A 20,755-nucleotide genomic window follows, 5' to 3' on the forward strand; every position below is an offset into this window, starting at 1 on the left:
ACAGCAAGGAGTTCAACATGTTTAAAATTCTCGCTGGAGTCGGGTCTGTCGTGCGTACTTTGTTTATGGTGTTTAGCCATGCAGTACGTAAGCGTGACACGATCTTGTATCCTGAGGTGCCAGTACCGGTACCCCCACGCTATCGTGGACGTATTGTCTTGACCCGCGACCCAGATGGTGAAGAGCGTTGTGTGGCGTGTAACCTCTGTGCGGTAGCTTGTCCAGTAGGTTGTATTTCTTTGCAAAAAGCAGAAAAAGAAGACGGACGTTGGTATCCAGAATTTTTCCGGATCAACTTTTCACGTTGTATTTTCTGCGGGATGTGCGAAGAAGCTTGCCCAACCACAGCAATTCAGCTCACCCCAGATTTCGAATTGGGTGAATATGTACGTCAAGACTTGGTGTATGAAAAAGAAAACCTTTTGATTTCAGGTCCAGGCAAATATCCAGATTATAACTTCTATCGTGTGACGGGTATGGCAATTGAAGGCAAAGACAAAGGTCAAGCGCAACGTGAAAGCGCGCCTGTAGATGTACGGAGCTTATTACCATGATGTGGCCATTTTATGTGATGGCTGTTGTGGCTATCGTTTCGACAATTCGTGTGGTGACCAATACTAATCCTGTGCATGCTTTGCTCAGTCTGATTGTGTCTTTGTTGGCTGTTGCTGGCATTTTCTTGACCATCGGCGCGCCCTTTGCGGCTGCGCTGGAGGTGATCGTGTATGCCGGTGCCATTATGGTGCTGTTTGTGTTCGTGGTGATGATGCTCAATTTGGGGCAACATACGGTTGAACAAGAGCGCAAATGGCTGAGTTCTGATGCATGGGCCTATCCTGCATTGATGAGCTTCCTTTTGGCCTTGGTTTTGGTCTGGATGCTCGGCTATGGCGATGCGCCAAGTACGCTGTTGATGGGCAAAGAAATGGTCGGTCCAAAAGTAGTCGGTCAGTCGTTATTCACACATTATTTATTATTGGTTGAAGTTGCCGCCATGATTTTGCTCGCAGCCTTGGTTGCAGCATTTCACTTGGGTAAACGTGAGCCAAGTGAAGAAGAGGGCAAAGAATAATGGGCAGCATTCCTTTAGAACATGGTTTGATCGTCGCATCTATTCTTTTTGCACTGGGTTTTTACGGTGTAATGGTGCGTCGCAACCTTCTATTTATTTTAATGAGCCTTGAGATCATGATGAATGCCGCCGCTTTGGCATTCGTGGTGGCAGGAAGTGCTTGGGCACAACCAGATGGACAAATTATGTTTATCTTGATTCTGACCCTCGCTGCTGCAGAGGCGTGTATCGGTCTTGCGATCGTCCTTCAGTTTTATCATCGCTTCCATCACTTGGATGTGGATGCTGCTAGTGAGATGCGCGGATGAGTCTATTAGCTTTAACTATATTATTTCCGCTGATTGGTTTTGTACTATTGGCGGCAGGGCGTCATAAGCTTCCTGAAAGCTTGGCAGCCATTATCGGGGTCGGGGCAGTCGGTTTGTCTGCACTGTCTGCATTATTTGCAGGGATCCAGTTCATTAACAGTCAAGCCAGCCAGCAAGTGGTTCACCTTTGGACGTGGTTCCAAGTCGGTGACTTTGCACCAGGTATCAGCTTGCACTTAGACGGTTTGTCATTGTTAATGTTGGGTATGGTGACCGGTGTTGGTTTCTTGATTCATATCTTCGCAGCATGGTACATGCGCGGTGAACATGACTTTGCACGTTTCTTCTCTTATTTCAACCTCTTCGTTGCCAGCATGTTGTTGTTGGTTTTGGGTGATAACTTAGCGTTACTCTTCCTTGGTTGGGAAGGCGTTGGTTTGTGCTCATATCTGTTGATTGGTTATTACTACCAAAATCCAGACAACGGCAAAGCGGCGATTAAAGCTTTTACCGTCACGCGTATTGGTGATGTGTTCTTATTGATTGCAATATTCTTGTTCTATCAACAGTTTGGTACTTTGAATATTCAGTACATCGTAGAACATGCTGCTGAGGTGATGAGCAAAGGTTCATCGATCACCATCTGGACTGCCTTGATGTTGTTCTTGGGTGCAGCGGGTAAATCTGCGCAAATCCCATTACAAACTTGGTTGGCCGATGCGATGGCTGGTCCAACACCAGTGTCGGCATTGATCCACGCCGCGACCATGGTCACCGCAGGGGTATATCTGTGCTGCCGTATGTTTAGCGTGTTAGAACTTGCACCACAAGTGATGGTCTTCATCTCGATTACTGGTGCAGTGACCTTATTGGTTGCAGGCTTTGCAGCATTGGTACAAACCGACATCAAACGTATCTTGGCGTACTCAACCATGAGTCAGCTCGGTTATATGTTTATGGCGGTGGGTGCAGAAGCATACCAAGCGGGTCTATTCCACATGCTGACTCACGCATTCTTCAAGGCATTATTGTTCTTGTCATCTGGTGCGGTGATCTTGGCCTATCATCACGAACAAAACATTTTCAAAATGGGCGGTTTGTTTAAACATAACAAATTCCTCTTTGCTTGTTTTGCCATCGGTGGTGGTGCATTGGCGGCGATTCCTTACATTACCGTGGGCTTCTATTCTAAAGATGCCATCTTGGGTGCTGTTTGGGCGCAAAGCCATATTGCGGGTATTCCGTTATATAACTGCTTGTATTGGGTCGGTGTTGCTGGTGCATTCCTCACCTCAATTTATACTTTCCGTTTGATATGGGTGGTGTTCTTTGGTCCAGAAAAAACGGCTTATCATCCGATCAAAGGTGTGACCTATTGGGGTCCATTGGCGATTTTGGCTGTGTTGTCTACTGCGGTCGGTGCTTTACTCAAAGACCCTGTGAGCAATCTATTAAACTCAGCAAAAATCCCAGATTTTATGATTCCGGAAGCGTTAGAAGCGGGTGTACATCATGCGGAACTCACTGCTGTAGGCATCGCGCTGGCAGGTTTAGTGATCGGTGTGATTTTATTTACCGTGCTCTATTCAGCCTTAAAAGCCTTTGCACAAACCAGTCTGGGTGCTGGATTGGCAAATATCTGCCGCAATGCACTTGGTTTCGATGCACTCTATAATATTGTGTTTGTAAAACCGTATTTACTCCTAGCAAAAATCTTTGGTCGTGATCCTATTGATGGATTGTGGTTGATGCTACCAGCCATAGTGCGTGGTGGTAATAAATTTACCAGTGCACGTCAAACCGGTTTGTTACGTGAATACGCATCAAGCATGTCACTTGGTCTAGTGGTGTTACTCATGATTCTAGTCATGCTTCAGGTCGTGGGGGGATAACATGGAAATTACAAACAACTGGATCCTTCCTGCACTGATTTTGATCCCATTTATTGCGGGTCTGTTGTGCTGGGTGGTCGATAAGATCGACCAGCATCTACCACGCTACATTGCGTTATTTGGGATGCTGATCACCTTGGGTCTGACGGTATTGGTCGGTACACAAGAAAGCTATCAATATGAAGTAGGTCAAGTCCTTCCAGAATGGGGCGCACAGTTCTTGGTGAACTGGATTCCTTCACTCGGAATTAGTATCCATTTAGCCCTCGATGGCTTATCACTGCTCATGGTCGGTTTAACTGCGCTATTGGGTGTGTTGGCGGTAGGGTGTTCTTGGGGGGAAATCCAAAAGAACGTTGGTTTCTTCCATCTCAACTTGCTGTGGTCTTTGGGCGGTGTGATCGGGGTATTCATTGCCCTCGATATGTTCCTCTTCTTCTTCTTCTGGGAGATGATGTTGGTGCCAATCTATTTCTTGATTGCACTGTGGGGGCATAAAGGCTCTGAAAACAAATCGCGTGTTTATGCGGCGACCAAGTTCTTTATCTATACCCAAGTCGCAGGTCTGATCATGTTGATCGGTATCTTGGGTCTGGTGATCTATAGTTATACCTTGACCAATGGTGTCATCTCATTTAACTACTATAGTTTGATGGCAGCAGCACATGTGATGGAAGGTGTATCTCCAAAACTGGCATACATTCTCATGATTTGTATGTTTATTGGTTTTGCAGTCAAATTGCCAGTCTTCCCATTACATGGCTGGTTACCCGATGCACATGCGCAAGCACCTACCGCTGGTTCTGTCGATTTAGCCGGGATCTTGATCAAAACTGCAGCCTATGGTCTGTTACGTTTTGTGCTACCGTTCTTCCCTGAATCTTCAGCACAATTTGCCGATATTGCCATCATCTTTGGTTTAATTGGTATTTTCTACGGTGCATGGTGTGCTTTCCAACAAACCGACATGAAACGTCTGTTGGCCTATACCTCGATCTCACACATGGGCTTTGTGTTACTTGCTTTATATGCGGGTACCTTAATGAGCTTCCAAGGCTTGATGATCATGATGCTGGCGCACGGTATTTCTTCCGCTGCACTGTTTATCATGTGTGGTCAGGTCTACGAACGTTTACATACCCGTGATATGCGTTTGATGGGCGGTATTCGTGGTCAATTACCGTATTTGGCCTTCTTCTTAATGTTCTTTATCGCTGCCTTGGTCGGTATTCCAGGTCTTGGTAACTTTATTGGTGAGTTCCTCATTCTGTTGGGTTCATTCAATGCTTATCCTGTATATACCATCTTGGCGGCAGTCAGCTTGGTCTTTGCCGGTCTCTATGGTTTGATCCTGATTCATCGTGCTTTATTTGGCACACCGAATCCAGCACAACAAGCAAATAACCCGTTACGTGATCTTGCTGGTCGTGAAGTGGCGTTGCTATTGATTTGTGCTGTCAGCCTATTGTGGTTAGGTCTCTACCCACAAAGCTTCTTGGATATTTCACAGTCTAGTATGGATTGGATCGTACATAGCGATACCAGTTTGAAACCTGTGATTCAACCTGTGATTGATCAAATCTTGCAACAGATGGCTTCTCAACAACATGTGGAGATGAAATAGTTATGAACTTCACACTATCTTTCTCTGCGCTGATGCCTTTGGCACCTGTGATGATCGTAGCATTGACCTTGATTGCGGTCATGCTATTGATTGCGGTCAAACGTAATCATAATCTGGTCGCAACGGCTACCGTGGTTGGGCTGAATCTTGCAGCATTAAATCTGATCTTGATGTGGTTTGGTCCAGCAGTGCCAGAACAACAAGTGATGGGCTTATTTGCAGTCGATCGTTTTACGCTGTTTTATCAATTCATGATTTTAGTGGCAGCATTAGCCTGCTGTACTTTGTCACATGCGTATATCGAAAGTTACAAAGACAACCGCGAAGAACTGTATTTGATGATGTTGGCATCCACCGCAGGTGCGATGCTCATGGTGGCAAGTAATCACTATGCATCGTTCTTTATTAGTTTAGAGTTGATGTCTATTCCTTTGTATGGCTTGTTGGCTTATACCCATCAACGCGGTAAATCTTTAGAGGCAGGTTTAAAATACCTTGTGCTCTCCGCAACAGCATCTGCGATGTTGCTTATGGGAATGGCTTATATCTATGCCTATACAGGAACCTTGTCTTTTGTAGACCCTCAAGCGCTACAAGGGATCTTGAGTGGCTTCTATGACAAAGTGCCTACACCTGCTTTGGTCCTCGGTCTTGGCTTGATGATCTGTGCAGTGGCCTTTAAATTGTCGATGGCTCCATTTCATAAATGGACACCAGATGTTTATGCGGGTGCACCAGCACCGATTGCAACTTTCTTGGGTACCGTAGCCAAAGTTGCCATGATTGGTCTATTCATTCGCTTTGTGATGTCTTCAGGTTTGATCTTATTACCAAACGTTCTGTTGATTCTGATCATCATTGCGACACTGTCGATCATTGTGGGTAACTTACTCGCGGTGCGTCAGGTTAACCTCAAACGTATTTTGGCATATTCATCCATTGCACATTTTGGTTATATCTTGGTGGGCTTGGTCAGTATCAACTATACCGACATGTTCCGTGGCGTAGCACAGGGGATCAGCACTGTCGATACGCAAGCGGTGACGGTTTATGTCTTGACCTATGTCTTGACCACGATCGGTGCCTTTGGTGTCGTGACCTTAATGTCTAGCCCATATAACAATCGTGATGAAGCTGAAAGCTTGGCTGACTATCGCGGCATGTTCTGGCGTCGTCCGATTTTGACGGCTGTACTGACCTTGATGATGCTCTCTCTGGCAGGTATTCCATTAACTGCGGGCTTTATTGCCAAGTTTATGGTGATCAAACAAGCAGTGATGATGGGCAGTTGGTTCTTGTCAGCCATGGTGATTGTGGGCAGTGGTATCGGTTTATATTATTATCTCCGCGTGATTGTGGTGATGTATATGACACCACCTGAACAACCACGGATTGAAGCTGTGCGTCACTGGGGGCAACAAGCAGGTGGTTTGATGGTACTTGGTGCGACTGCTTTGGTCTTTGTCTTAGGTGTTTATCCAGAGCCAATGTTGCAGCTCGCAAAACTTGCAACATTCTCAATCGATCCTCAATTGATTCAACTAGGATTTATGCTATTTGTTCAGCAGTAAATCGTATAAGTTTTGGCATGAGCTGGTTATTTTTAATCAGCTTAGGTCTTAATTTAGAGAAATCAACAAAAGCCCTCATAGATTGAGGGCTTTTTGTGCAGAAAAGATAAGAATCACTTTACAATTCGTTTTATAATAGCTGCAGTTTAACTATATTTTTTAGGTTCCTCCTGTGCCCATTCAAGAAATTCGACATCCACTCATTCAACATAAATTGGGTTTATTACGTCGTAACGATATCAGCACCAAAAACTTCCGTGAACTCGCGCAAGAAGTCACTATGCTTTTGACGTATGAAGCGACCAAAGATTTGGCGATGTGCGATCATGAGGTTGATGGTTGGGCTGGAAAAGTAACCACACAACGTATTGCCGGTAAAAAAATTACTGTCGTGCCGATCTTACGTGCCGGAATTGGTATGTTGGAAGGCTTCTTAAATCTGATTCCAAGTGCCAAGGTCTCTGTTTTGGGCTTAGAGCGTGATGAAGAAACGCTACAGGCACGCACCTACTATAAGAAACTCGTTCCAGATGTACAAAACCGTATTGCCATGATCATTGACCCCATGTTGGCGACGGGGGCATCTTTGATTGCTGCGATTGATGTACTCAAAGCCAGTGGTTGTAAAGATATTCGCGTGATGGTGCTGGTTGCTGCGCCTGAAGGAATTGCCAAAGTTGCGGCAGCACATCCCGATGTAATGATCTTTACCGCATCGATTGACCAAGGTCTGAACCCACAAGGGTATATCGTGCCGGGTTTAGGCGATGCTGGCGATAAAATTTTTGGTAGTGTACAAAAAGACTAAAAGTCTGATATCGATTTGCCAATCTGCGATCAAGAACTGCATTCAGCAATGGATGCGGTTCTTATTTTTTATTTTTATCGGCATCGGCATTAGGCTGCGATATATTTTAAATCTAAGCTATGATCAGATGCTATCGTTCCGTAAAATCAGATCATCAAAGGGATAGATGAGTTTTAGCAAATGCAAAAAGCGATTTTGGGTTTCATATTGGCGGTCAGTGTAGCCTTTTCAAATAGTATTCGGGCAGAAGAGGTTTATTTTCAGTATGGTGATATTGCTTATGCTTTTGAATTGGATTCAATAGAGTTTTATCCATCGACTCAAAGTAAATTTAAAATTACAGCGATTAGAAAATTAGTTGGCGTACCTGAAACAAAATTTTATACTGGTAAATTTGAAGAAGATACCATTGCCCAATACCATATGGCTTTTGATTGTGCACATCAAAGCATACAGATTTTAGATTTTATGATTGGCGATAAAAATAATGGTGCAGTGAAATATAAGAGTGATAAAAAAGGTGAAATCATAAAAGCGCATGCTGGTCATGATTTGGCTATGCTTAATTTAGTCTGTGAAAATGCCAAAAACATAAAATAACAGCCCGCAAGGCTTTGCTTTACGCGCTTAACAAGCCAATAATGCTTAGATGATTTATTGGCTTGTTCGCGTTTGATATAGCGCTTGTATGCACCAGCAGGCATTGCCCATATATTGGCAATTAATCGATATGATGGCTGTGTGCTATTCGCCTTCCTCACCTTTGAGTGGAATACCACAAAAATTCATAAAGGCTTTCAGCCCCGGACCTTGGTATTTCTGACGATGCGCTAACATAAATAATGGTCGACTGAGCTGCCAAAATGGTGTGTGCAGGACGACCAATTGTTGCTCTTTGAGTAAAGGGGCAATGGCAAGTTTGGAAATACAAGAGATCCCTAAACCACCTGCGACAATTTTTAAGATCGCTTCATTGTGACCCAATGTGAGACGAATTTTGGCATGCTCTAGGTCTGGTAAAATGGCATGGTCAAAAATTTCTCGTGTGCCAGAACCTTCTTCGCGTAAAATCCATTCGACATAATTGAAATCTTGTGGATGTAACGGTCGATTCAGCTGTACCAGAGGATGATTCGGCGCGCAGCACACGGCTAGTTCGTCATTTCGCCACGGAATACAATGTAATTGTGGTAGGTGACAAGAGCCTTCGATCAGGGCTAAGTCGAGTTGAAATTGATTGACAGCTTCAATCATCTGTCTGGTATTGCCAACTTGTAATTGTAAATGCGCTTTTGGACGAATTTTTAAAAAATCTGCCATTAGGTCTGGCATTAAATAATCACTGATCGTTAATGTTGCGCCAATTCTTAAGTCTACGCTTTGTAGTTCACCTTTTGCGGCTTGTTCAAATGCTTCGCAACGCCCTAAAATTTCCAGTGCTTGGGGTAAGAGATAACGCCCCAAATCATTCAACTGTAAGCGTTTGCCTAAGCGGTCAAACAGAGGAGCTCCTAAACCATCCTCTAAATCTGCCAATGCCATACTTGCGGCACTTTGTGTTAATCGGACTGCTTCACTGGCTTTGGTGACAGTGCCTTCTTGTGCAACAGCAACAAATACCGCCAATTGGCGTAAGGTCATGCGCATTGTTTCTGCCTTAACACTTTTAAAATATCAATAAATTATACAGTTATGCTAGGATAAACAACATCCCTGCTATCACGTAGTTCGTATGTCTTTAGATAAATACAGCGTAGAAAAAGTTTTAACTGTGCATCATTGGGCAAAGAATCTGTTTAGTTTCACCATGACGCGCCCTGCACATTTTAAATTCACTGCGGGGCAATTTGCTCGCATTGGCGTTAAAGTGGGAGATGAACTGGTTATACGCGCTTATTCCGTGGTGTCCTCACCTTATGATGAGATATTAGAGTTTTTCTCCATTGTGGTTCCAGATGGTGCTTTAACGGCCAAATTACAGCATCTACAAGTGGGCGATGATATTTATTTAGAAAAAATTTCTTATGGTTTTCTGACATTGAATCGCTTCCAACAGCCCTTGCCCAATGATTTATGGCTATTGGCAACGGGAACAGGTTTGGCGCCTTTTTTATCTATTTTGCAAGATTTTGATGTATGGAAAAATTATCAACATATACACTTGGTATATAGTGTCCGAAACCGTGATGAATTGGCGTATCAGGAGCGTATCCAACAGATTGTTGCGGACTTTTCTGAGCAGCATTGTGGGTTCCAATATGTACCGATTATTACTCGTGATCCAGCGGCTGAGTTGCATCAACGTTTACCCGTCTTGATTGAAAATGGTCAATTAGAACAGTTTGTTGGTTATGAGTTTAATCCTGAGACCAGTCATATTATGTTATGTGGCAACCCGCAAATGGTTGAAGATACCAAGGCTGCGCTGAAAGCGCGCGGTTTAACCATGAATCGCCGAGGTGAGGGCAATATTGCGGTGGAAAATTATTGGTAGCTTGATTGTCAAATTCAGCGTGAGGTTTTGGTGGTTTTGTGGATTTAGTGCACTAACATATCCATAAAGTCACGTAGCTCAGTAATTGCAATGTCGATATTGCTACATAACCAAGTCGGTTCAAAGATTCCCATATAATAATCTAGGCGTTCTGCTGGTACGATAATACGTACAGGACAGTCTTCCTCTAATAAGCGCCAAGGGACTAAGGGAACATCTTGATCTAGATAAGCCAATACCTCTTGAATATCGATAATCATGGCATTGACACAATCTGGAAACGGCATGACTGAAAATTCATCGCTACGGCGACGAAAGTATTCTAAGTCTCCCCATTTTAAAAATAGGCTAGGCTTTTGAAAACTAATAATGCCGATCAAATGATCGTCACGCGTGTGATGTAGAGAGCACTGATGCGTAACATCGGTGTCTAGTTCAAGCGAAACGGTTTGTCGTGGATAAGCCATAATGCATTTGGATAAAAAATACAGCGCACATTATAGCTGAAATCCACTGAAAAAACCGCCTCATTGTCTAAATAGCGGTTGCTGAAAGCGATTCAAGCTGCTCCGTATTGCGATAGACCTGTAGTTGGCTGTCTTGGATTTTTATTATTAAATCAAAATGTTGCAAATAGGATGCATCATGACTAATACAGATCATGGTTTTAGCCCGATGCACCGCAAAGATAAATTGCCAAACTTGTGTGGCTACCTCGCCATCTAAGGATGCAGTTGGTTCATCAAAGTATATAATCGGGCTGTGCATATACGCTGTTCTTAAAATATCAAGGCGTTTTTTCTCACCACCCGACAATTGCTCAATAGCAACAGTTTCAGTTAAAAGTCGTTGAATCGTCGTTTCGGCAAAGCCGAGCGTTTGTAAATGTTCTCGACAACTTTCAGGTTCAGCATGTAAATAATCCAATAAAATACTGCGCTGAAAATCACCACTAAGAAAATCTGGAAATTGTGCTGACACTGAGCGACATTGTGCCAGTTGTTGCGCACTGAAATCGTGTAGATCTGTCGCATCGACATATACGGTTTGTGGTAGATCGATAATACCCGCCAGAATTTTCATGAGTGTGGTTTTCCCTTCACCTGTGGCACCCACAATCACAACTTTCATTCCTGCCTCAATTTGAAAGCTGCTAGGGTTGGTCAGTGTTTTATATGGATGTATCTCATATTGGAAAGCTTGTATGGTCAGTATAGGTGGAGTTTGAACATCATACGGGGTGTTGGCTTGCATGCGAATATTGTCTAAAGCGAGAATATGATCTAACTGCGCTTTATCGAGTTTAAACTGATCATATTCTTTATATGCCTCGGTCAGGCTAATAATATTACCCATAAAGATTGCTGCCAAACTATAAATCACCACAAAGTCACCAATACTGATGCGCTGTTGTTGTAAAAAAATATAAACACCGAGCAACATGATCATACAGCTTGCTAAATTGAGCAAAATAAACTGTGTCGATTTTAAGCTCTCTGAATAAAATGACAGGATGCTGCTCTTTTGCGCATAATCCCGATAACTTCGATTTAACTGTTGGGCAGACTTATCCAGACTATTTAAACTCTTAATGCTGCGTGCGGCTAAAAACGTTTCTGCAAAGTCATCACTGAGCTGGTCTTCTGTGTCATTAATGGCTTGAATATGTGGGCGTCTACATTTAATGGCATAGGAAATACAGCACACCGATAAAATCGACCAGACCATTAAAAATAAGACCAGACTGAGATTGGCGGTATACGCCAAATATACGGCAATCAGCACCAGCCCAATACTATTGGGGAGCAAAATATTAGCAATAAAAAGAAAGAGTTTCTCATAAGCCAAGGTGCCGCGTTCTAGCTGTCGAATCAGTGAACCCAAACCTTTTTGTTCAAAGAATTGATAGTCTTTTTGAAAAATAACACGCACCATTGCAATAGAAAATTGTCTGAGTATTTCTTGAAAGGTTTGCGTAATTTTTTGCACCAAAAAGGGCGCCATACAGGCATATAAAATACTGATAGCAGCACTGAGGAGTAACAGCGACATAATGTCGCTTTGTCCCTCAGCTAATCGGTCCAGTACTTTACCAAAGATGATCGGGATAACTAATATCAGCAGGCGCAAAATAAAGGAGAAGAAAAGCGCGATACCAATTGCTATGCCTTGTTGTTGTACGATTCTTAAAATGGGTGACATGTTACTTCCGATCTTGGCATTTTGTGGTTGTGCGATTGATAAAATATTTTAATCAAACTTAAGATATCTCTTTGTGATCTATCGCTGTCATTTTTTGGCCATTTCTTCTGCATAATATATCCAATAAAAAAATAAGTTTTTAGATATTCATGGCTCTCAATTTCGATAGAAAAGCTTGCAAGTAATTGTACGAGTAGGTTTTCTCCTTTCAAAGTCGCTGTCGCGATGCGTTTATTTTTACAGCACTATTTATGTAATCTTGCTTGAGCTTTGTTGCTTAAGTTTGCTATAAGTAGATCATAAATACATCAAATAAAACAAAATAAAGAGTCTGATATAGTGTTATCTATTTAGCAGACTTATATATTTGTTGTGATGTTAAGCACAATTATGTGATAGCATTCTTGCTTATATCTGTTTTTTTCAGCATGTCATGTGAACGGCATAAGCGATTATGTAACTAGGCTAATATTTAATTATTACTACTCATTCAATACTTCACAATGTTTTAAGTTGCGCAAAGCAATGATAAGAAGAGGGTATCCAGATGCACGATTATTTTGGACAAACATTGGGACGATTTGATTCCATGTATTATTGGGAACAATTTCAACCTATTATTTCGGCTGTACTGATATTAATTTTAGGGTGGATTCTAGCATTATTGATTTCTGCTGGCGTTAAGAAACTACTCAATAAGATCAATACAAACCAACATCTCAGCTCAGCTACAGGAAAAATATCTGGCAATGAATCTAGTTTAAATTATGAAAGTTTATTAGCCAAGCTGGTATTTTGGTTTATTTTAATTATTGCCATTATTGCAGCACTGAATATTCTCAATATCAGTAGTGTCAGCGGTCCGCTCAGTTCAATGGTAGCTCAGGTTCTGCTGTTTATTCCACATCTGATTGCCGCTGCAATCGTTGCCTTTGTGGGTTGGTTATTGGCCAATTTGGTGCGTAGCGCTTTAACGACGGCATTATCAAAAACAGAACTTGATGAGAAACTCAGTAGTGAAGTTGGCGTGAGCCAGATCAGTAAAAATATTGCTGAGATCGTGTATTGGCTTATTTTATTACTCTTCTTACCGATCGTATTATCGATTTTAAAACTCAATGGTTTGCTGGCTCCAGTACAGCAAATGGTTAATGACGTCATTACCTTCTTACCGCAGCTGTTTATTAGTGCTGTAATTGTGTTTGTCGGTTATATCATTGCCAAAATTCTACGCGGTATTGTGGAAGGTTTGAGTAATAGTCTGAGCTTACAGCAAAATGTCGAAAAAATTGGTTTATTTAAAAACTCCAGCATTTCGACCTTCCTTGGAACATTAGTTTTTACTGTGGTGATTATCACGACTTTGATCATCGCATTTGAAGCTCTTGGTATTCATGCGATCTCTGATCCTGCAACCAATATGCTGAATCAGATTTTATTTGCGATTCCAAATATTATTGCTGCAGCATTGATTCTGATTTTTGCTTATGTGGTGGCGCGCTTAATCGCACGTCTGATCACAGAAGTATTATCTGGTACAGGAATTGATAGCTTACCTGAAAAAATCGGTTTACAACGCTTACTCAACCAACAAAAACTATCGGTGATTATTGGTTACTTCATCGTATTCTTTACCATGTTGTTTGCAGTATCTGAAGCTGCGCATCGTATTGGTTTAGATCAAGTCAGTGATTTGATTGCGATGTTTATCCATTTTGGTGCCAATATCTTATTTGGTGCTGTGATCTTGGTGATCGGTTTCTGGTTAGCCAATTTGGTTGCCGAAACGGTACAACGTGGTTCTAGCCACAACTCCAAATGGTTAGCCAATTTAGTCCGTATTTTGATTATGGGATTGGTATTGGCAATGGGGCTTCGTGCCATGGGCATTGCCGACTCTATTGTTAACCTTGCCTTCGGCTTAACCCTCGGTGCGGTTGCTGTCGCATTCGCTTTGGCTTTCGGCTTGGGTGGTCGTCAACCTGCAGAACGTGTACTAAACAGATTCTTGGATGAACAAGAGAAAAACTGTGATAAGTCACGTACAGAGCCTGTAGCCTTGTTAGAGCAAAAGCCTGCAGCGCCAGAGTCTGCAAATGAATCGGATGCAAATACGCCGGATCAAAATACACCAGATCAAAACCATTAAGCCGATTACTGCAAATTTATCAGTTTATTGCGTCATTTTCCCGAGCACTTTTACAGTGCTCGGGAATTTTGTTATTTATCTCTGCATAGCGTTGCAGATCTACAAAATTCTTCTACACTCATTCTTATGAATATCAGATGCTTAAATAAGCATAACAGCATGTGGGCGAGTCTACGTGCTGTTATGCGCTTGTCTAAGGAGTAATGCTTCATGTCTCAAACTAAAAAACGCGGTGCATTGGCACCATTCGTCATTGTTGGGGTTACTGCTGGTTTTCTCTATGCAGCATATCGTTTTGTGTTTGCAAAAAAGAAAAAACTAGCAGACCTACACGGTGCAGTGGATTTGGCACCAGTATCCACAACCACGCTTGACACGCTGCAACAACAGGCAGCAACTGCGGCAGCAGAACTCGATGTTATAGTCACGCAAAGTGCGCCTAAAGCTGAAGATGAAGCACAACAGAGTAGAGTGGCAACGGCTGAAGTACAGCATACAGACCACGGCATAGACAATAGTGCCGATGCCGATAACAATACAGACAGCAATACAGACAGCAATACAGATAACACAGCAGATCGTGATCAAGACCAGTCTAGCACGCCAAAAGCTTAATGGTTCATCAGCTTAAGTTACGGTAAATTTGAGCAGCGCGCAGCAGGGAAGCGGCGTTATGACTTTTCCTATTGCGCTCTTAATCGTTTATGGTGATCGCAGACTAGACATCTAGACATATTGTGCGGCGGCATAGGCAGATGACCAGGCCCACTGAAAATTATAGCCGCCCAGATGACCCGTCACATCCAATACTTCACCAATAAAATATAGCCCTTGTTGTATCTGACTTTGCATGGTTTTAGAGGAAACCTGCTGCGTATCGACACCTCCCAAGGTCACTTCCGCCGTACGATAGCCCTCAGTACCTGCTGGTTTTACGGTGAGGTGATGTAATTGCTGGGCAATATATAATAACTTCTCATCGGCAATCTGTGCCAAAGGTAACTCAGCTTGTTCCAACCAAATGATTTGTTGTAATTCTAAGACCACGCTTTTCGGCAGCCATTCGGCTAACCAAGTTCGTAGCAGGATTTTCGGCTGTTGTTTTTTGGCGTGGCTAAGTTCTGCATAGAGTTGTCGCGTTGGGAAAAAATCTATATGAATCGTTTCCCCTAAATGCCAATAGTTCGACAGCTGTAAAGCACTGGGTCCACTCAGACCACGGTGAGTAAATAGGAGTGCTTCATGAAAAGACTGGCGTTGATTGGATAGCATCACATCGACCGCCGTACCACTTAGACGGGTGGTAAGTGCTTTAAATTGATCACTAAAGGTAAAGGGGGCAAGCCCGGCACGGGTTGGATAGACTTGATGACCAAATTGTTTGGCTAAGTCATAACCAAAGCCTGAACCACCGAGCGTTGGAATCGACAGCCCACCGGTCGCCACTACCAAAGACTGAGCGCGCCATGTGCCTTGATTGCTTTTGACTTCAAACTGACCATTTAAGCGCGTTTGTACTTTACTCACGTCACACTGACACAGAATCTCGACATTTTGGCTGCGTTGGCATTGCTCAAGCAACATGTCTAAAATTTCTTTGGCACCATTTTGGGTAAATAACTGACCGTGTTTGCGTTCTTCATAGGCAATTTTATAATCACTGACCAGCCCAATAAAATCCCAATTGCTATAACGTGACAATGCCGAAATAACAAAATGAGGATTATGACTAATAAAGTGCTCAGCTTCGACATATAGGTTGGTAAAATTACATTTACCGCCACCAGACATTAAAATCTTTTTACCGACTTTATTGGATTTTTCCAAAACCAATACGCGACGACCACGTGCACCAGCAAGCGCAGCGAGCATTAACCCTGATGCACCACCGCCTAGCACAATTACGTCATATTCTGAGGTAGCCATAATGGACTCATTCAATCAAATTGCTGCGCATTATAAACAATTTCTAGTTTTTTTTCGGCAATAGATCGTAGTCCATCTAGGGGCGCGGCATTCAGCCTTTTGAGCGTACTGCTTTATATTCTATATATCTCGAAATCTCTTGAAGAAATCAAGAGCAGACATAGGAATAATGTTGCTCGCCTATACTGGCATATCAGTGGCTTAACTAGCATATTAGTGACTTAGACAGAGCAGCTTAGATGTTACGCCCTTGTAGCCCGCCAGTATGCAGCAGTAAGATGCGACTCGCAGTCGGGAAATAACCTTGTTGAATTAAATCAATCACGCCATAGCACATTTTTGCGGTATACACCTGTTCGAGTGGAATTTGATAACGCGCTTCAAAATCTTGCATAAATGCCCGTAATTCGGTAGAACTTTTGGCATAGCCTCCACCGCAATAGTCATCAGTCAGGCGCCAATGTTGCGCCCGCGTATATTGTTGAATGCTGTCTGCCTGAAAACAACCTTTTAATGCCGAGAAACCAAGCACTTGCTGACGGGTGTCACTGGCACGAATCAGTCCCGCCAAGGTTGAGCCTGTACCTACAGCACAGCAAATCACATCATAATTCTCTCGATCCTGCGCACTCAAAATCTCTTCGCAGCCTTGTACAGCCAGCAGGTTACTGCCACCTTCTGGCAAGATATAAGCATCTGGGTAGTGTCGTTGTAATTGTGCCATATAGCTAGGCTGTTGTTTTTGCCTATAATTTTCACGTGAAACAAAATTTAAGCTCATACCAAGCTGTTCGGCATGGTGCAGGGTTGCATTGCGTGGGCGCTCTGCCAGCTCCTCACCACGGATGATCCCGATACTGTCAAAGCCAAAAAGCTGTGCGGCATAGGCAGTGGCGGCAATATGATTGGAATAGGCACCGCCAAAGGTCAGCAATTGTCGATAGCCTTGTGCCCGTGCAGCGACCAGATTGTATTTTAGTTTAAAAAATTTATTGCCAGAAATCTGCGGATGTATGCAATCCAAGCGTTTAATACCAAGCTGTACACCTGCGATCTCACCCAAATCTTGATAGGGGATTTGTTGTGCAATCTGTTGAAATCTTTGCAAAATATGTGCTGTATCTGGGGCGCTTTGTGGGTTAGACATGGTGGTTGCGGTATCCTTGATCGAGTGCTGTAAGCCTTTAGGCTTTTAGGGGTTGAGCTGCATCGGCTGGCTTTGCGTATCGATTGAGGTCACCACCGACATACCTGGACGAAGCTGTTCGAGGTGTGGCTGATTGGGATCAATGGCAATACGGACAGAAATGCGTTGTACCACTTTGGTAAAGTTACCGGTGGTATTGTCTGGCTTGAGCACACTAAATTCTGAACCTGCGGCAGGTGCGATTTGCTCAACACGCCCGGTAAATTTTTGATGTTGCAATGCATCGACAGTAAATGAAGCGGCCTGCCCGATTTTGATATGGGCGATTTGGGTCTCTTTGAAGTTGGCCAAAACCCAAGTTTTAGGGGGAATCAAATACAGCAATTGTGTCCCCGCAGCCACATATTGGCCAATGCGCGGTGTTACTTCACCGAGTTGCCCATCCATTGGTGCGCGAATGATGCTGTAGTCTTGTGTGGTGGTTGCTTGATCGACTTGTGCTTGGGCACTGTTGACCTGCGCTTGTAAACCTGTTGCAGCAACTTGTGCCGTTTTAAGTGCTTGCTGGGCAACCTCAACATTTGCTTGCGCCTGTCTCAGTAGGGCGGTGGTGTTTTGTGCATCGGCACGTGCATGGTCAAGTTCCGCTTTGGCTGCGGCACCACTATCGCCAAGTTGTTGATAACGTTGTAACTGGGCCAAAGCCAATTGTTGTGCGGCCTGAGCTTGTTCAACTTTGGCTTGTGCTGCACGGATATCAGCCTGTCGCTGTGCAATCAGTTGTGTTTGATTGGCGAAGTTATTGTTGGCTTGTTCCAAGCCCGATTCAGCCTGTGTGACTTTTTGCTGATAGGGCGTTGCATCTATATGCATCAGCACTTGACCTTTATGTACACGGTCGAAGTCTTTGACCAAGACATCTTGGACATAGCCATTGATTTGCGAAGATAAAATCGTCGTTTGCCCCTTGATGTAGCTATTGTCGGTGCGTTCAATGGCACTGGCAAAAGGTCCAATCCGCCATGCCCATAAAATCACCGTGATCCCCAGTAAAAATACCACTAGCATGAGCAGTAATACCGCTTTGGGGGTGCGAATTAACTTACTCGGTGCAGCCAGCAGTGCGCTATTGTGTGGTACAGATGCGACTGCTTCTGCGGTATTGTTGTTGGGATCAGTAGCGCCCTCATTGTGACGGCTATTGCTTGCAGGCACTGCTTGCGGTTGCGCTGTGACATTGCCACGATCGGGCTGAGTCGATGCTATTTTATCTTCTGACATAATACACTCAACTTTTCACGGAAATAGAAGACGGATTGGTGGATGGCTTAGCGGCTAATGTTGAGGCTAACTTTTTCAGGCGATACTTTGTCCAAGCAATATTGGCACTGCCCCAGAGTAATAAAATTAAAGCAAATACGCCATTTAGCGCGATGACGTCGTTATAGGCACGTACTTGTGCTTCTTGAGTCATCTTTTGATTGAGGGTGAGCAGTGCTTGTTGTTGCCGTCGTTGTGGATCACTAAGATAGGCGAGATTGCGTTGTTGATCGCTTTGTAAGCGTTGTTGCAATAAGGGTTCAGTCGGTGATAAATCACTAATGATTTGCATTTTATAGTTTTGACTACGATATTGCTGATAGGTCGAGAAAAAAGCATTACCGATTAGCCCACCAAAATTTTGTGTCGCAGAAAATAACACAATAAAAGTGACAATATGCGTTGGTCCTTTTTGTAAAGCACTGATCATACCCGTGAGCAAAAGCGGTCCAATAAAGGCACCGCCTGCGAAGCCAACCAGAAATTGACTGAGAAAAAAGTTTTCTGGTCTTACTGCGCTGGTCAAATGGTAGTCCAAAGCACAGGCGATTAAGATCAATGCTTCAGCCAACAGTAGATTGAGGAAAATTCGTTCTCTGGCATAGCTGAGTGCACTAAATAATGTACCCGCAGTAATGCCTAAAAAGATGACGACATAGAGCGGAACAAATTGGTCTGGTCCCATGCCCATGGTTTTTAGGAAGTTGACTGCAGCAAAGCTTTGCTCAGACATAATGATCCGAATCGCCAATGCTGCAAAGACAAAATTAATCACCGATGCCGTGCCAATCCAACGGGTCATAATCAATGGATTAACACGAAAATGTTCATAGCAAAGTCCCAGCATCACTAAGCTCAAGCCTGCAATTAACCAATAAGCCAATTGCGGTGCATCCAACCACCAGACAATAGGTCCTTGGGTCAGAACAATACATAAACAGGCAAAACCGGGTGCCAATAGGGCAAAGGTCAGAAAATCTTGTTTTTCAAATACCGCAATTTTTAGACTACGTGGTAGTTTGAGTGCAACCACCATCGCAAAACAGCACAATGCCAAGCCTAGCTCAAAACTATAGAGCATAGACCAGTTGTTGATATCGACCAGTGCGGGGGAAATAATCCACGCCAAGGGCACCCCCAGCTGTTGCAGGCCCAAGGCTAAATAAATGCCTTTACCAAAATGCACCCGTCTAAAAGCCTGCATAATGTAGTACATGCCCAGTGAGCTGAGCGGTGCGGCCACTAAACCACTCATGAATCGCACAAAGAGCGCCATTTCAAAGGTCTGTACCATAAGATGCAAGAGCAACACGGCAATAAACAATAACAAACCAATTTCAGAAAACAGCCGTAAACCATATTGCTGACGTGCTTTAAATAAAATTAAGTTAGAGCTGACATTTGCCATAACATAGACGGCAGGCAGCCATGCCACTTCACTGGGGGTTAGGGCATATTCGCCTTGAATGAGACTGAGGTTGGCGCTAATAAAACCATTACTCAAGCTGGCAGCAATGGCAATAAAAATCCCTGTCAGTAAATAACACAGCCGTTTCAGTGGTGCATGTTGAATCGCTGCTGGCGAGCCCGGTAAAGTTGGGCGTTCGTCCGCCGTCCAGTCGGGTGCTGGCTCTAATAAGCGTGGTTGCTGTGCCATTAAGGATACGCCCGTATACCGTGAATGAGCAGCTCTAAGGCACGTTTTGCCAGTTGGATTTGTTCGGGTTCATTCAACCCTTGAAACGATGCTCTTAGGATTGCACTGATCATGCCATAGTCTTCAGTCGTTAAGTCTGGACGACAAACACCATGGGCGATGGCTTGTTCAATCAAAGGTTGTAGAATTTGATCACGTTGTGCAAATAAGCGCTGTAAATCAGGATCATCACGCGGGATGACACGCCAGTATTCCATCAGTGCGGTGAGGTAGGGCAAATTATGCACATGGCTTTCGATTAAACGGATAAAACCATCTGGAAACTGTGAATAATACTGTGCTTTGCTGTCCAAACGTTGCAAGGCATGTTGCATCATGGCAAGCACGAGGGCACGTCGGTCTGCGAAGTTCCGATAAAAAGTAGCACGACCAACTTGCGCTTGATCGATGATGCGTTGCAACGGAGCATGAATACCGTGCTGGCGGAAAACATGTAGTGCCGCATTTAATAATTGTTCACGATTATATTGTGCTTGATCTAGTCGTTTATTCATGGGGCGAGATGACCTTAAGCGCATAGTACCC

The 20,755-nt window shown here is 43.6% G+C and carries 19 protein-coding genes; 11 read left to right on the forward strand and 8 right to left on the reverse strand.

Going from position 1 to position 20,755, the window contains the following annotated elements; all coding sequences use genetic code 11:
* The first annotated feature begins 17 nt into the window (after positions 1-17).
* The 8 genes from nuoI (at position 18) to BFG52_RS02755 (ending at position 7,875) form a co-directional block, all read left to right on the forward strand.
* The gene (nuoI, locus tag BFG52_RS02720) at positions 18-554 is read left to right on the forward strand and encodes an NADH-quinone oxidoreductase subunit NuoI (RefSeq protein ID WP_067552308.1); all 537 of its coding nucleotides are present in this window, start codon (positions 18-20) and stop codon (positions 552-554) included.
* Positions 554-1,072: an NADH-quinone oxidoreductase subunit J gene (nuoJ, locus tag BFG52_RS02725; RefSeq protein ID WP_171257357.1), complete on the forward strand. Its 519-nt coding sequence runs from the start codon at positions 554-556 to the stop codon at positions 1,070-1,072. The genes nuoI and nuoJ overlap by 1 nt, the downstream gene beginning before the upstream one ends.
* Positions 1,072-1,380: an NADH-quinone oxidoreductase subunit NuoK gene (gene nuoK / locus BFG52_RS02730; RefSeq protein ID WP_067552313.1), complete on the forward strand. Its 309-nt coding sequence runs from the start codon at positions 1,072-1,074 to the stop codon at positions 1,378-1,380. The genes nuoJ and nuoK overlap by 1 nt, the downstream gene beginning before the upstream one ends.
* Complete coding sequence (gene nuoL, locus BFG52_RS02735; protein ID WP_067552316.1) at positions 1,377-3,272, forward strand: NADH-quinone oxidoreductase subunit L; 1,896 nt, start codon at positions 1,377-1,379, stop codon at positions 3,270-3,272. Before nuoK ends, nuoL begins: the two co-directional genes overlap by 4 nt.
* A 7-nt stretch (positions 3,273-3,279) precedes the next feature.
* Entirely contained in the window at positions 3,280-4,896 is a 1,617-nt protein-coding gene (gene nuoM, locus BFG52_RS02740; RefSeq protein WP_171257358.1) for an NADH-quinone oxidoreductase subunit M, read from the forward strand.
* Positions 4,897-4,898: 2 nt separating this feature from the next.
* Positions 4,899-6,467: an NADH-quinone oxidoreductase subunit NuoN gene (nuoN, locus tag BFG52_RS02745; RefSeq protein WP_067552323.1), complete on the forward strand. Its 1,569-nt coding sequence runs from the start codon at positions 4,899-4,901 to the stop codon at positions 6,465-6,467.
* Positions 6,468-6,639: 172 nt separating this feature from the next.
* Complete coding sequence (gene upp, locus BFG52_RS02750; RefSeq protein WP_067552326.1) at positions 6,640-7,275, forward strand: uracil phosphoribosyltransferase; 636 nt, start codon at positions 6,640-6,642, stop codon at positions 7,273-7,275.
* A gap of 180 nt (positions 7,276-7,455) precedes the next feature.
* Positions 7,456-7,875: a hypothetical protein gene (locus BFG52_RS02755; protein ID WP_067552329.1), complete on the forward strand. Its 420-nt coding sequence runs from the start codon at positions 7,456-7,458 to the stop codon at positions 7,873-7,875.
* A 144-nt stretch (positions 7,876-8,019) separates the two neighbouring features.
* Here the strand turns inward: BFG52_RS02755 and gigC are convergent, their stop codons facing one another.
* Positions 8,020-8,922, reverse strand: a complete 903-nt coding sequence (gene gigC / locus BFG52_RS02760) for a LysR family transcriptional regulator GigC (protein ID WP_067552332.1) — start codon at positions 8,920-8,922, stop codon at positions 8,020-8,022.
* Positions 8,923-9,007: 85 nt separating this feature from the next.
* Here gigC and BFG52_RS02765 point away from each other — a divergent pair, with 85 nt between their 5' ends.
* On the forward strand, positions 9,008-9,769 hold the full coding sequence (locus tag BFG52_RS02765; RefSeq protein WP_067552335.1) for a ferredoxin--NADP reductase: 762 nt from the start codon (positions 9,008-9,010) through the stop codon (positions 9,767-9,769).
* Between the two features lie 44 nt (positions 9,770-9,813).
* Here the strand turns inward: BFG52_RS02765 and BFG52_RS02770 are convergent, their stop codons facing one another.
* Positions 9,814-10,236, reverse strand: a complete 423-nt coding sequence (locus BFG52_RS02770) for a hypothetical protein (protein ID WP_067552338.1) — start codon at positions 10,234-10,236, stop codon at positions 9,814-9,816.
* A gap of 67 nt (positions 10,237-10,303) precedes the next feature.
* Positions 10,304-11,971 (reverse strand): ATP-binding cassette domain-containing protein, encoded by a 1,668-nt coding sequence (locus tag BFG52_RS02775; protein ID WP_067552341.1) that lies wholly within the window; start codon positions 11,969-11,971, stop codon positions 10,304-10,306.
* Positions 11,972-12,518: 547 nt separating this feature from the next.
* On the opposite strand from BFG52_RS02775, the gene BFG52_RS02780 reads away from it, so the two are divergent.
* Both BFG52_RS02780 and BFG52_RS02785 read left to right on the forward strand, forming a co-directional pair.
* Positions 12,519-14,120, forward strand: a complete 1,602-nt coding sequence (locus tag BFG52_RS02780; protein ID WP_067552344.1) for a mechanosensitive ion channel — start codon at positions 12,519-12,521, stop codon at positions 14,118-14,120.
* Positions 14,121-14,330: 210 nt separating this feature from the next.
* The gene (locus tag BFG52_RS02785; RefSeq protein ID WP_067552347.1) at positions 14,331-14,735 is read left to right on the forward strand and encodes a hypothetical protein; all 405 of its coding nucleotides are present in this window, start codon (positions 14,331-14,333) and stop codon (positions 14,733-14,735) included.
* 111 nt (positions 14,736-14,846) lie between these two features.
* Here the strand turns inward: BFG52_RS02785 and BFG52_RS02790 are convergent, their stop codons facing one another.
* The 5 genes from BFG52_RS02790 to BFG52_RS02810 form a co-directional block, all read right to left on the reverse strand.
* A complete protein-coding gene (locus tag BFG52_RS02790; protein WP_067552350.1) occupies positions 14,847-16,046 on the reverse strand; it encodes a BaiN/RdsA family NAD(P)/FAD-dependent oxidoreductase in 1,200 nt (399 codons plus the stop codon).
* A gap of 235 nt (positions 16,047-16,281) precedes the next feature.
* Complete coding sequence (locus tag BFG52_RS02795) at positions 16,282-17,193, reverse strand: 1-aminocyclopropane-1-carboxylate deaminase/D-cysteine desulfhydrase (protein ID WP_067552353.1); 912 nt, start codon at positions 17,191-17,193, stop codon at positions 16,282-16,284.
* 45 nt (positions 17,194-17,238) lie between these two features.
* Positions 17,239-18,474 carry an HlyD family secretion protein gene (locus BFG52_RS02800; protein ID WP_081408601.1) on the reverse strand — a complete coding sequence of 412 codons (1,236 nt, stop codon included), beginning with the start codon at positions 18,472-18,474 and terminating at the stop codon, positions 17,239-17,241.
* 7 nt (positions 18,475-18,481) lie between these two features.
* Positions 18,482-20,170 (reverse strand): MFS transporter, encoded by a 1,689-nt coding sequence (locus BFG52_RS02805; RefSeq protein ID WP_067552357.1) that lies wholly within the window; start codon positions 20,168-20,170, stop codon positions 18,482-18,484.
* Positions 20,170-20,724 carry a TetR/AcrR family transcriptional regulator gene (locus BFG52_RS02810; RefSeq protein ID WP_067552360.1) on the reverse strand — a complete coding sequence of 185 codons (555 nt, stop codon included), beginning with the start codon at positions 20,722-20,724 and terminating at the stop codon, positions 20,170-20,172. The genes BFG52_RS02805 and BFG52_RS02810 overlap by 1 nt, the downstream gene beginning before the upstream one ends.
* Positions 20,725-20,755 lie beyond the last annotated feature (31 nt).

The sequence above is a fragment of the Acinetobacter larvae genome (genome assembly GCF_001704115.1).
GTDB classification, from domain to species: domain Bacteria; phylum Pseudomonadota; class Gammaproteobacteria; order Pseudomonadales; family Moraxellaceae; genus Acinetobacter; species Acinetobacter larvae.

What these genes read in the sequence shown, in the direction of transcription:
- nuoI (WP_067552308.1), top strand. Translation starts at nt 18, where the DNA reads ATGTTTAAAATTCTCGCTGGAGTCGGGTCTGTCGTGCGTACTTTGTTT.
- nuoJ (WP_171257357.1), top strand. Translation starts at nt 554, where the DNA reads ATGTGGCCATTTTATGTGATGGCTGTTGTGGCTATCGTTTCGACAATT.
- nuoK (WP_067552313.1), top strand. Translation starts at nt 1,072, where the DNA reads ATGGGCAGCATTCCTTTAGAACATGGTTTGATCGTCGCATCTATTCTT.
- nuoL (WP_067552316.1), top strand. Translation starts at nt 1,377, where the DNA reads ATGAGTCTATTAGCTTTAACTATATTATTTCCGCTGATTGGTTTTGTA.
- nuoN (WP_067552323.1), top strand. Translation starts at nt 4,899, where the DNA reads ATGAACTTCACACTATCTTTCTCTGCGCTGATGCCTTTGGCACCTGTG.
- BFG52_RS02755 (WP_067552329.1), top strand. Translation starts at nt 7,456, where the DNA reads ATGCAAAAAGCGATTTTGGGTTTCATATTGGCGGTCAGTGTAGCCTTT.
- gigC (WP_067552332.1), bottom strand. Translation starts at nt 8,922, where the DNA reads ATGCGCATGACCTTACGCCAATTGGCGGTATTTGTTGCTGTTGCACAA.
- BFG52_RS02765 (WP_067552335.1), top strand. Translation starts at nt 9,008, where the DNA reads ATGTCTTTAGATAAATACAGCGTAGAAAAAGTTTTAACTGTGCATCAT.
- BFG52_RS02770 (WP_067552338.1), bottom strand. Translation starts at nt 10,236, where the DNA reads ATGGCTTATCCACGACAAACCGTTTCGCTTGAACTAGACACCGATGTT.
- BFG52_RS02775 (WP_067552341.1), bottom strand. Translation starts at nt 11,971, where the DNA reads ATGTCACCCATTTTAAGAATCGTACAACAACAAGGCATAGCAATTGGT.
- BFG52_RS02780 (WP_067552344.1), top strand. Translation starts at nt 12,519, where the DNA reads ATGCACGATTATTTTGGACAAACATTGGGACGATTTGATTCCATGTAT.
- BFG52_RS02785 (WP_067552347.1), top strand. Translation starts at nt 14,331, where the DNA reads ATGTCTCAAACTAAAAAACGCGGTGCATTGGCACCATTCGTCATTGTT.
- BFG52_RS02790 (WP_067552350.1), bottom strand. Translation starts at nt 16,046, where the DNA reads ATGGCTACCTCAGAATATGACGTAATTGTGCTAGGCGGTGGTGCATCA.
- BFG52_RS02795 (WP_067552353.1), bottom strand. Translation starts at nt 17,193, where the DNA reads ATGTCTAACCCACAAAGCGCCCCAGATACAGCACATATTTTGCAAAGA.
- BFG52_RS02800 (WP_081408601.1), bottom strand. Translation starts at nt 18,474, where the DNA reads ATGTCAGAAGATAAAATAGCATCGACTCAGCCCGATCGTGGCAATGTC.
- BFG52_RS02805 (WP_067552357.1), bottom strand. Translation starts at nt 20,170, where the DNA reads ATGGCACAGCAACCACGCTTATTAGAGCCAGCACCCGACTGGACGGCG.
- BFG52_RS02810 (WP_067552360.1), bottom strand. Translation starts at nt 20,724, where the DNA reads ATGAATAAACGACTAGATCAAGCACAATATAATCGTGAACAATTATTA.